This window comes from Streptomyces glaucescens, from assembly GCF_002154375.1.
GTDB classification, from domain to species: domain Bacteria; phylum Actinomycetota; class Actinomycetes; order Streptomycetales; family Streptomycetaceae; genus Streptomyces; species Streptomyces glaucescens.
Window position 1 is genome coordinate 1 of record NZ_MUND01000507.1, and the last position, 8,734, is coordinate 8,734.

Genomic DNA, 8,734 nt, shown 5'->3' on the forward strand with positions numbered 1-8,734 from the left:
CTCCGGCATCGGCCGGGCCACCGCCGTGCGGCTGGCCCGGGCGGGCCTGGACGTCGGCATCACCTGGCACGGCGACCTGAAGGGCGCCGAGGAGACCGCCGAGGAGGTCCGCGCCCACGGACAGCGGGCCGAGGTGGCGCACATGGACCTCACCCGGCTGCCCGACGCCGCGGACGTCATCGACGAGCTGGCCGACCGGCTGGGTCGCGTCGACGTGCTGGTCAACAACGCCGGCACGGGTACCGCCACCCCGTTCCTCGACCTGGAGCTCTCCGACGTCCGCGAGGTGCTCGACATCGACCTGGTCGGCCCCTTCCTGTGCGGCCAGCGGGCGGCCCGGCGCATGATCAGGCAGGGCGACGGCGGGCGGATCGTCAACGTGACCTCGGTGCACGAGCACCAGCCGCGGGTGGGCGCCGCGCCGTACTGCGCGGCCAAGGGCGGCCTCGGCCTGCTCACCCAGGTCATGGCGCTGGAGCTGGCCGAGCACGGCATCACCGTCAACGCCGTCGCGCCCGGGGAGATCGCCACGCCGATGACCGGCCAGGAGGACACCGACGTCACCGACGAGCGCCGTCCCGGCGTCCCGCTGGGCCGGCCCGGCGACGCCCGCGAGGTCGCCGCCGTCATCGCCTTCCTCTGCGGCCCGGACTCCTCCTACGTCACCGGCGCCTCGTGGACCGTCGACGGCGGCATGCTCCGCATGGGTCCGCAGGCCGGATCCCATCTGACCGGCGACGACTGGCGGCGGCCCTGAGACCGTGCGACTGCGCACCAGTGCGTGGGAGCAGCCCGGGTTCACCCGGGTCCGGCACGGCCGGGCTTCCGCTACCTCGACACCCACGGCAAACCGCTCACCGACCCCCGGCAGCTGGCCCGTGTCCGGGCCCTGACCATCCCGCCCGCCTGGCGGAACGTGTGGATCTGCCCCTGGTCCAACGGCCACCTCCAGGCCGTCGGCACGGAGGACGCCGGACGCCGGCAGTACCTGTACCACGAGGAGTTCCGCGCCCAGCAGGACCAGGCCAAGCACGAGCACGTGCGCCAGGACGCCGCCGTCCTGCCCGAGCTGCGCGCCCGGGTCACCGCCGACCTGTCCGGCCGGGGCCTGAGCCGGGCCCGGGTCACCGCCTGCGCCGTACGCCTGCTCGACCTCGGCTTCTTCCGCATCGGCAGCGACCGGCACACCCGTGAGAACGAGACCTACGGCCTGACCACCATGCTCCGTGAGCATGTGCGCTGCGGCCGGGGCGAGATCGCGTTCAGCTATCCGGCCAAAGGCGGCATCGAACTGGTGCGGGCGCTGGTCGACGAGCAGGCGCACGCGGTGGCCCACGCACTGCTGCGCCGCCCCCGGCGCGGCGGCGAGCGGCTTGCTGGCCTTCTGGGAGGGGCGGGCCTGGGACGACCTGCGCGGTGACGACCTCAACGAGGCCCTGCGCCGGCTGTCCGGGACGGAGATCACCGCCAGGGACTTCCGCACCTGGCACGCCACCGTGCTGGCCGCCGTGGCGGTGGCGGTCACCGCCGAGGCGGCCCGCGCCACCCCGGCGTCCCGCCGCCGCCAGGTGGCGCGGGCCGTGCGCGAGGTCAGCCACTGTCTGGGCAGCACGCCCGCGGGGTGCCGGGCCTCCTACATCGACCCCCGTGTCTTCGAACTGTTCGAGCAGGGCCGCACGATCGCGCCCACGCTCACCCGGCTCGACGAGCACGGCGCCTTCGGGCGGCCCGCGACCCAGGGCGCCGTCGAGGCGGCGGTCCTCGACCTGCTCACCGGGTGAGACGTCCGGGTGTCCGGATGCCGATGGCCGGAACCGTCCTACCCTTTATGGCATGACCGAAGTCGCGAGTCCCCATATATCCCACCCGCGGATCATGGTGCTCGGGGTCCAGCCGGGCCAGCCGCCCTTCCGCATCGTGGAGATCGACGGACAAGTCGTCGGTGAGGCCCGGACCGTCACCGACGTCCTGGAGACCGCCGCCGCCTTCGGCATCACGGTGCACGACCTGGACGATCCGGACGTGGTGCGCTGGGTGGGCGGCGACAAGTTCACCTGGAGGCCGAGGTAGCCCCGGCGGTCAGCCGATCGTCCACTTCTGGTTGGCGCCGCCGGTGCACGTCCAGATCTGCAGCCGGGTGCCGTTCGCCGGGTTGTTGCCGGTGACGTCGAGGCACTTGTCGGCCTGCGGGTTGACGATGTCGCGTGCCGCGGTGACGACCCACCGCTGGGCCGCGGTGCCGTTGCAGTCCCACAACTGGACGGGGGTGCCGTCCGCGGTGCCGCCCGAGGCGACGTCCAGGCACTTGCCGAGCGCCCGGAGCGTCCCGTCCGCGCCGGCCGTCCACCGCTGGGCGGCGGTGCCGTTGCAGTCGTAGAGCTGGACGGGCGTGCCGTTGGCGGGGCTGGCGCCGGCGACGTCCACGCACTTCCCGGCCAGTCCGCGCACCGCCGCTCCGGTGGGGGTGTCGCTCGTGGTCACCGACACGTGGTCGACGAGCAGGGCCTGCGGGAAGACGGTGGAGCCGTCGGGGTCGCCGGGCCAGTAGCCGCCCACCGCCAGGTTCAGGATGAGGAAGAACGGCTTGTTGAACACCCACTGCCGGCCGCCGAGGTCGGCCGGGGTGCGCCGCTGGTAGACCTGGCCGTCGACGGACCAGGTGATCGAGTCGGGCGCCCAGTCCACGGCGAAGGTGTGGAAGGCGTCGGCGAAGGCCTGGCCGTTCGGCAGGGTGTATCCGGCGCCTATGCCGCCGGAGCCGGAGTACCCGGGGCCGTGGAGCGTGCCGTGCACGGTGGAGGGCTCGAAGCCCACGTTCTCCATGACGTCGATCTCGCCGGAGTTGGGCCAGCCGACCTGGCCGAGGTCGGTGCCGAGCATCCAGAACGCGGGCCACATGCCCTGCCCGCGCGGGATCTTCATCCGTGCCTCGACATGCCCGTACTGGGCGCTGAACTTCCCGGCGGTGTTCAGCCGGGCCGAGGTGTACTGGCAGCTGCCGTACCAGCACTGGTAGCCCGCCGGGTTCTCACGGCGGGCGGTGATCACCAGGTGCCCCTGGCCGTCCAGGGCGGCGTTGCGGGTGCCGGCCGTGTAGTACTGCCGCTCGTGGTTGTTGACGTTGTCGCCGGTCTCGGTCTGCCACTTGGAGCCGTCGACCGCGGCGCCGGCGGGCCCGTCGAAGGTGTCGAGGAACGTCACCGCCCGGGCATCGGCCGGTGCGGCCCGGGGGCCGGCCGGCTCGGCCCGGGCGGGGGTGACGGCGGCGGACGCGATGAGGAAGGCGGACAGCGCGCCGAGCAGGCATCTGCGCAGCAGGCGTGGCGTGGCCATGGGGATCCCTTCGAAGGCGGGGGTAAGGGCGTCCCCTTGATTCAAGAGATGAGCTAAGCCTCCGTCAACACATTGGTACGGACCGGAAGGAGCCGCTCGTGACGCCGGGCGGCCTCAGCGGCGCGCGTGCACGGCCCGCCCGAGCCGGCGGCCCAGGAGCAGATAACCCGCCAGCGCACCCGTCGTGTTGAGGATGACGTCGTCGATGTCGAAGGCGCGGCCCGTGACCACCGCGCCCTGGGCCAGCTCCACCAGCAGCATCACGAGGGCGGTGAGCAGCAGGACGCGGCCGATCCCGCGCGCCCTGGGCGCGAGCACCGGCACCAGGACGCCGAACGGCACGCCCAGCAGCAGATTGCCGCCCATCTGCTTGACCGCGTCGCGGCCCACCGGCTGCTCCACATAGGCCCGCAGCGAGCTCCCGGGCCGCAGATTGCTGTGGGTCAGCGACTCCGAGGCGGGGGAGGGCTCCAGGGTGAGGCGGGCCAGCACCACCGAGAACGCCACCATCAGCACGAAGGCGCAGACCATGGCCAGCGCCCGGCCGATGGCGGGCAGCAGCCGCCGGCGAGGAGACTCCGGCTCCGCCCTCCCGGTCGGCTCCGCCCTCCCAGCCGGCTCCGCCTTCCCGGCGGGGCGCGACCGCGACGGAACGAGGGAACTCAAGGAACGCACGCCTGCCCAGGCCATTCGGTCCTCCGGTCTTCAACTTCCCAGGTGTGTGAGCCGGTTACCCCGGCCGACGGGCGTCTACCGCCCGATCAGCGGCCGTAGGTGACGCGGACCTCCTTGAAACCGAGCGAACGCAGGAGGCCTTCGAGCATGTCGGTGGTGTTCTTCTCGGCCCGCGCGGTCAGCCCGCTCTCCCGTGCCGCCGCGCCGATGTGCCGTACCGCGAGCCGCTGCACGGCCTGCTCGCCGTTCGGATTGTCCGAGAACAGATCCCCGAGCCGGTCCAGCAGCCCGCGCTGCTTGGAGACGGCGTAGGAGCGGTCGGGGTCGAGGGCCGGTGCGCCGAGCGCGGCGTGCGGCAGCCGGAGCGTGGCCGACGTACGGTCCTCGTCGACCGTCACATCGCCCTCGCCGACCTTCCCGAGGTCCACGTAGGCGTCGACGGTGCCCGCGCCCACGTACAGGGTGCGGGTGCCGCGCACCGCGTCCGGCAGGAATTTGGTGTCCTTCTCCAGGTCCACCACCACCTGGAAGTTGCCGGACGCCGCCTCGTACCGGCTGATGTCCTGGATCGACCGCAGCAGCGCCGGGCCGGACCGGTCGCGGGTCTCGGTGCCGAACACGTCCTTCAGGCCCGGCAGTCCGCTCAGCCGCAGCCCGGCCAGCAGCACCACGAGCACCAGCGCGACGGCGGTCGCGGCCTTCACCCAGCCCGGTATCCGCTTGAGGGACGTCGTCATGGCGACGGTCTCCTTCCTCCCACGGTCTCCGGATGCCCGTCATCCGGGCGCCCAGACAGCCGAGTCGACGGATCTACGACCCTTGGCGGACCGCGGGGGAGCGTAGGGGCGGCCGGGACCCCGTCATCTGGCGGGGCTCTCCGGCCGGCGGAGCGCGTCGTCCAGGGTCGGCAGCGGGGGCAGTAACCGGGACAGGCCCACCACGCGCAGCACCCGCAGCGTCGGCGGATGGACGCAGACCAGCGACAGGTGCCCGTCACGGGCGAGCACCCGGCTGCGCGCGCGGTACAGCAGCCGCAGCCCGGAGGCGTCGAAGAACTCCACCGGGCTGAGGTCGATCACGATCCGCGGGGCGGGCGGGGCCGTGGCCGCGTCCAGGTACGGGACGATCTCCTCGGCCGCGGCGATGTCGATCTCCCCGAGGAACTCCAGGACCGTGTGGCCGCGGTGCTGGCGCACGCGCAGGTACCGGGAGAGCGGGGCGCGCTCCTGCCGCACGACGACATCGCCTCCAACCAGCCCAAGTCGGCGCACAACTGCGCGCCCCGTCTTGCAAGTTACCCTTGCGGACTGAATTTCAGCATGTTCGATTGACATATGTCTGTGAATTGCGGCCGAGTTCCTTCGTGTCGTGAACAAAGGCTGACGGCGCGGCTCCGGCCGGGGTCGGCACGTCACTCCATCAGCAGCACCAGCTTCCCGGTGGTCCGACCCGTTTCGCCCAGCCGGTGCGCCTCGGCCGCCTCCGTGAACGGGAACGTCCCCGCGATGGCCGGGCGCAGTGTGCCCGCCTCGGCCAGCTCGGCGACCGTGCGCAGGACCGCCCGGTCGGCGTCCACCAGGATCCAGGTCACCCGCACCCCGAGCCGGTCCGCCTCCTCGAACACCTCCGGCGACTCGATCGGCAGGATCGACACCACGATCCCGCCCGGGCGCAGCACCCGCAGCGAGCGCGCCGTGCAGTCGTCGCCGATGGTGTCCAGCACCACGTCGACGTCCTTCACCGCCTCGGTGAAGTCGGTCGCCCGGTAGTCGATCACCTCGTCCGCGCCCAGGCCGCGCAGGAACGCGTGCTTGCCCGCGCTCGCCGTGCCGATGACATGGGCCCCGTGCGCCTTGGCGAGCTGCACGGCCACGTGCCCCACCCCGCCGGCCGCCGCGTGGATCAGCACCCGCTGCCCGGAGCGGAGTCCGGCCGTCTCCACCAGCGCCTGCCATGCGGTGAGGGACACCATCGGCAGTGCGGCCGCCTCGGTGTGGGAGAGGCCGGCGGGCTTGGGCACCAGCAGGCGGGCCGGTGCGACGGCGTACTCGGCGTACCCGCCGTTGCCGTACGGGAAGGGCAGCATGCCGAAGACCTCGTCGCCCGGAACGAGGGCGGACACTCCGAATCCGGTCTCCTCGACCGTGCCGGAGACGTCCCAGCCCAGGACGAAGGGCGGCGCGCCCAGGAGCATGCCGGCGGCGCGGTGCTTCAGGTCGATCGGGTTGACCCCTGCGGCCCGCACCCGGATCAGCACCTGGTTCGCGCGCGGTGTGGGCCGTTCCACCTCGGTTGCGTGCAAGACCTCGGGACCGCCGAGGACCTCCTGGTGGATCGCTCGCATCGTGGTCGCAGTCATGGCGCTCAGTGTGCCGGGGGCAGCCCGCCCGGCCCATGGTCCGGCCGTCCTCCGGCGGGACACTGCCAAGTGTGGGCGCCGCGAACGGTGCGCCGGCCCAACGTTTCCGGGTCCCGCCGCGTCGTAGGAGCGACAACGGAACCCGGGAAGAGGGACGGCGGATGCGCAAGAGGCTGACGGTGGTGGCGGTGGCGGTGCTGGTGAGCGCCACGGCGGCGGGATGCGGGGCAGGCGCGGCGGACATCGTGGTCGAGGGCACACCGCCCGCCACGCCGTACGGCGGACCGCTCTCCGTGCGGGTCCCCGACCTGGACGAGGACGGCCCACGCGCCACCCGGATCGAGTCGGGCGCGGCGGGCCGGGCGCTGGAGTGCGACGGGGAGATCCACTCCGGCGGCGCGGGGGAGTCCTGGAGCGAGGGCGACGGCGGCGGGACGCCCGAGGAGGGTCTTGCCGCCTGGTTCGACATCGAGCAGCCCGACGTCCCCCGCTCCGGCTACCGCGTGGAGCGCGCGGAGCGCGACCGGGTGCTGTTCTCCTACGACGTCGGCGGCCGGACCAAGGTCGCGGTCGTCGTCGCCAAGGACCGCGCGAACGCCCCGGGCTGGGGGCCGGAGACCTCCGCCTCCTGCGATCCGGCGGAGCTGCCGGCGAGCTTCACCGACTCCCACGGGTACGAGATCTGGACCGACGAGCACGGCGACCGCGTCCCCTTCGGCTTGCTGCACAGCGGCGCGGGGCCGGGCCACTGCGACTGGCAGCGGGCCCACTTCCTGACCCTCGGCCGCGAGCCCGACGGCAGGCTCTACGCCCGCGACCCCCACGGCGTCCTGCCGGACGGCATGCTCACCGCGCCGTACGACGGTGACGTCCCGCTGCCCGCCCGCGCCCGTGACACCGGCCACCGCCGAGGCGACCGCGCGCTGTGGGTCGTCGACGGCGACTCGTCCAAGATCTACATCCGCACCCCCGACGGGGTCGAGGCCTGGCCGCGGGTGACCGACGGAATGGGCTGCCGCTGACCGCGAGGGCGCGGGCTTCGAGAGCAACCTCGCAGGTGGGCAAGGGGACTTGTCGACTCGAACACGGAGGGAGCATGGATGGCGGAGAGTGACGGAATCCTCACCTCCGCGGCCCGGGTGAGGTTGATCCTTTCGGGTTGAAACCAGATAAGCTCCGGTCCGGCGCTGCGAGTTGACGCGATCGCGACGGGTCGGCTCGCGGTGCGTACTCATGAGTGCGGTCCCCCATGCACACCCCCCCTGTTCGATTGTGTTGCTTCGAAGGATGCAGATGGAACTCGCCACTCCGCCGCCGGCGGCGCGGCCCCCTGTCGCCTGGTACAGCTGGTGGCTGATGCCGCTGGCCTTAGGAGGCGGGACGGTTGCCGCCACGTTCATGAGCTCGGAGCGAATAACCACGGCCGTCGCCGGAGCCGCGGCGACGGCGGCCGGGTCGGTCTGCGTACGGCTGCTGCTGCGCACCCAGACCCAACTGCGCCGGGCCGAGAGCGGGTTCCGCGCCGCTCAGGCCGAGCACTCCCAGCAGTGGCAGCAGCACGTGGCCGGCCTGGAGAGCCGGTACGCCGCCGAGCGCTCCGCCCACGAGGCCCGGCTCACCGAGCAGTCCCAGGCCTACGAGGCCCGGCTCGCCGAGCAGGCCGAGGGTTACGAGGCGCGGCTCGCCGGACAGGCCGAGAGCCACGAGACGCGGCTGGCCGAGCAGGCCGAGGGTTACGAGGCGCGGCTCGCCGAGCAGACCGGCCTCTGGCAGGAACAGCTCGCGCACCAGCGGGAGGCGGTCGCCCGCCTCGCCAATGAGCAGCTGCCCGAGGCGCTGCGGAGGCTGCGCGCCGGTGACGCCATCGACGACCTGCTGCCCGCGGTGAACCAGTGCGCCAAGGTCGCACCCGAACTCCAGGCCGACCTCCGCAAGGTCCTGCGCACCGCGCTGATCGGCGTCGAGGAGGAGTTCAACCGCTCCACCTCCGCCGAACAGGCCGTCGTCGGCATCGGCAACCGCATCCACGTCCTCACCAGCAAGCTGCGCGGCCGGCTGCACGAGATGCAGGGCGAGCACGGCCGCCTCCCGGCCGTCGCGCGCGGTCTGATGGAACTGGACCAGGCGATCGGCCCCGCCGACTGTCTCGCCGCCAGCATCGGCGTGCTCGGCGGCTCGGACCGCCCGGGACGGCAGTGGCAGGAGCCGCAGCGGCTGCTCAGCGTGGTCCGCGGCGGAATCGGCCGGATCAAGGAGTTCCACCGCGTCGACGTACGCCATCTGCCCGAACTCGGCGTCGACGGCGGCCTGGTGGACCACCTCACGCTGATCTTCGCCCACCTCCTGGACAACGCCACCCGCTACTCG

8 protein-coding genes and 2 pseudogenes are annotated in these 8,734 nt (G+C 72.9%); 5 read left to right on the top strand and 5 right to left on the bottom strand.

Annotation, left to right across the window (positions count from 1 at the left end; all coding sequences use genetic code 11):
- From CCN42_RS29700 to CCN42_RS29710, 3 genes and pseudogenes are all read left to right on the top strand, one after another.
- On the top strand, positions 1-757 hold a 757-nt coding region (locus tag CCN42_RS29700; RefSeq protein ID WP_107427661.1), incomplete at its 5' end, for an SDR family oxidoreductase.
- A 4-nt stretch (positions 758-761) separates the two neighbouring features.
- A pseudogene (locus CCN42_RS29705) lies at positions 762-1,781 on the top strand (DNA topoisomerase IB).
- Positions 1,782-1,833: 52 nt separating this feature from the next.
- The gene (locus CCN42_RS29710) at positions 1,834-2,070 is read left to right on the top strand and encodes a hypothetical protein (RefSeq protein WP_086169651.1); all 237 of its coding nucleotides are present in this window, start codon (positions 1,834-1,836) and stop codon (positions 2,068-2,070) included.
- A gap of 9 nt (positions 2,071-2,079) precedes the next feature.
- On the opposite strand, the gene CCN42_RS29715 is transcribed toward CCN42_RS29710, so the two are convergent.
- The 5 genes from CCN42_RS29715 to CCN42_RS29735 form a co-directional block, all read right to left on the bottom strand.
- Positions 2,080-3,333 (bottom strand): glycoside hydrolase family 16 protein, encoded by a 1,254-nt coding sequence (locus CCN42_RS29715; protein WP_086740238.1) that lies wholly within the window; start codon positions 3,331-3,333, stop codon positions 2,080-2,082.
- 114 nt (positions 3,334-3,447) lie between these two features.
- Positions 3,448-4,023, bottom strand: coding sequence for a VanZ family protein (locus CCN42_RS29720; protein WP_086740240.1), 576 nt, complete (start codon positions 4,021-4,023; stop codon positions 3,448-3,450).
- 71 nt (positions 4,024-4,094) lie between these two features.
- Positions 4,095-4,745 carry a DUF4230 domain-containing protein gene (locus CCN42_RS29725; protein ID WP_086740242.1) on the bottom strand — a complete coding sequence of 217 codons (651 nt, stop codon included), beginning with the start codon at positions 4,743-4,745 and terminating at the stop codon, positions 4,095-4,097.
- 123 nt (positions 4,746-4,868) lie between these two features.
- On the bottom strand, positions 4,869-5,243 hold the full coding sequence (locus tag CCN42_RS29730) for an anti-sigma factor antagonist (RefSeq protein ID WP_245877527.1): 375 nt from the start codon (positions 5,241-5,243) through the stop codon (positions 4,869-4,871).
- Between the two features lie 176 nt (positions 5,244-5,419).
- Positions 5,420-6,367, bottom strand: coding sequence for an NADP-dependent oxidoreductase (locus tag CCN42_RS29735; RefSeq protein WP_086740246.1), 948 nt, complete (start codon positions 6,365-6,367; stop codon positions 5,420-5,422).
- A 161-nt stretch (positions 6,368-6,528) separates the two neighbouring features.
- Here CCN42_RS29735 and CCN42_RS29740 point away from each other — a divergent pair, with 161 nt between their 5' ends.
- On the top strand, positions 6,529-7,389 hold the full coding sequence (locus tag CCN42_RS29740; RefSeq protein ID WP_086740248.1) for a hypothetical protein: 861 nt from the start codon (positions 6,529-6,531) through the stop codon (positions 7,387-7,389).
- A gap of 271 nt (positions 7,390-7,660) precedes the next feature.
- A pseudogene (locus CCN42_RS29745) lies at positions 7,661-8,734 on the top strand (ATP-binding protein); the annotation flags it as partial.

Coding starts and splice junctions, on each gene's coding strand:
- CCN42_RS29720 (WP_086740240.1), bottom strand. CDS start 4,023: ATGGCCTGGGCAGGCGTGCGTTCCTTGAGTTCCCTCGTTCCGTCGCGG.
- CCN42_RS29735 (WP_086740246.1), bottom strand. CDS start 6,367: ATGACTGCGACCACGATGCGAGCGATCCACCAGGAGGTCCTCGGCGGT.
- CCN42_RS29740 (WP_086740248.1), top strand. CDS start 6,529: ATGCGCAAGAGGCTGACGGTGGTGGCGGTGGCGGTGCTGGTGAGCGCC.
- CCN42_RS29710 (WP_086169651.1), top strand. CDS start 1,834: ATGACCGAAGTCGCGAGTCCCCATATATCCCACCCGCGGATCATGGTG.
- CCN42_RS29715 (WP_086740238.1), bottom strand. CDS start 3,333: ATGGCCACGCCACGCCTGCTGCGCAGATGCCTGCTCGGCGCGCTGTCC.
- CCN42_RS29725 (WP_086740242.1), bottom strand. CDS start 4,745: ATGACGACGTCCCTCAAGCGGATACCGGGCTGGGTGAAGGCCGCGACC.